The following is a 1,771-nucleotide window of genomic DNA, read 5'->3' as shown; positions in this document are numbered from 1 at the left end:
CTAGATACTGCTTCGCGGTGATAACCATCAATAAGAGCGTTAATAGCTGAGTCAAATAGTAGCTCGTACTTAGTGTTTTGCAGCACGACTCTAGACTCGTGCCCTTGAGGGCAGACAAATTCGTACACTAATGAATTGTGTAGTGGTGCGGCAACCCGAGCAAGTTGAAATTGCTCCTGCGTAGGTGTCTGCTCAGACCAAGAACGGGTGCATTGGTAGCATATTAAATGGAGTTTCATTTTTGTGCCATAACAGTGTTCATAAAGCTACAAAAGGGTGTCCAGAAAAGGGTGTGAAAAACACGTCCAAGAAAGGCCGTTTTCGGAGCTGTTTTCGGGGTTGGGAAAATCGTCCAGAAAACGACTGTTTGTTGGTCAATTGCCTTTATGGAAGCGCAAGGCCTTACATAGCACGCGCTGCTGGTAGTACGAAATGAGCCCGCCACCAAGCGCGTATGTAGGGGGAGATAGGAAAGCCTTTTTCTTCCACATCTTGTTCCTCAATATCCCATACACACCAATACTGGGCCGTGGTAGCATGTAAGTCCGCACGTTGCGTCAACAGCGCTTCGATCCGAGGCCAGGTGGTGTGCATCTGCGCTGGCGTGGCGTCATTCGAAGCCGCCTCCAAGATCATTTCCAGTAACACGAGGCGCTCGGCATCTTCGGCCTGGGCATACAGCTGGAAGTACGCGTCGAGGTCTTCTGCTTTCGCTACCTCCCAAGACCAATCTTGCATCCGGTCATGATAGGAAAGCCCGAGTTGGTGTGCCACCCATTGCCGGGACTCCGACGTCTCATACTGGGGTGGAGGAATGGGCTTGGGCATCAAGTGCAATCTACGCCAGGGCAAGTACAGGTTTCTCATCCAGAAGATACGCAACCTGTACTTTGGTTACTGTACCAGTTTACTGTACTGATTGGCGGCCTTTTAATACCCTTTTCCTCAATTACTGCTGTTCCTAAAGTTGTACAGTAAAACGAGGTATTTAGGGGCAGGAAGAGACCGAAAACTGTCACCTATTCCGGGACAAGACACGGCAACGCGAGATAACAACATGGTCCGAGAAAAGCATCAATTGCGAATCAATGGTTGTGCTTACTTTTGGACAGATGGCTAACGAGCAACCACCTAATCTGACCGCCCTGTTGGCGGCGCTTCCCCGCCAGGTGGCCCTCGCGGACGTTACGGAACGGGCCCGATTAGATGAACGCATTGCCGCCGTAGGACTACTACATGCCAACACAATTGGTGTAAGTCGGGGCACGCTGCAATTTTGTCCAGATAACCAGCCGCCGTTGTTAGAGGAACAGCTCACTTGGCTCTGGGCGATATACCCGCCATTAGGCAGGGAAATACTCACATATCCCCTTTCAGCGGCTTGTCGGTTACTGCTGAGGGCGTACCTTGCTGATGAGCTAGAGTGCTTTTGGAATTACATGAGTCAGCCTGGGGAGTCAGCGCTTGCCATCTAGGGGAGCCGACACAGCGTGCACTAGTCTGTGCAACGCAGTGGGTAAAAAGGTGAGCAGCTAAAGCGTACTCCTCGCCCTCATTTGAGCAGCCGCCATTTCTTCGATAAAGACCGATAAATGTCGTGGGTGCTTATCAGGCCTTATGTAGAGTAGAAAAAGGCCTCTTCTCACTTCCCAGGACACGGCGTAACTCGCAGCGGCAGCAGGAAGCCGTCCGCTAGGTGGCCCCACAACGCATCCATCAAGCTGGGTAGCACTGCCGTAATGGTGGAGTAGGCAGGTATTAGGCACCCGTA

1 protein-coding gene is annotated in these 1,771 nt (G+C 51.6%); it reads right to left on the bottom strand.

The window, feature by feature from the left end:
* Positions 1–402: 402 nt before the first annotated feature.
* Entirely contained in the window at positions 403–828 is a 426-nt protein-coding gene (locus VI25_RS22530) for a hypothetical protein (RefSeq protein WP_152981788.1), read from the bottom strand.
* Positions 829–1,771 lie beyond the last annotated feature (943 nt).

The organism is Hymenobacter sp. AT01-02, from assembly GCF_000961955.2.
Taxonomy (GTDB): Bacteria; Bacteroidota; Bacteroidia; order Cytophagales; family Hymenobacteraceae; genus Hymenobacter; species Hymenobacter mucosus.
Note: the sequence above shows the minus strand (reverse complement) of the source record. Positions and strands in the feature narration are given on the sequence as shown.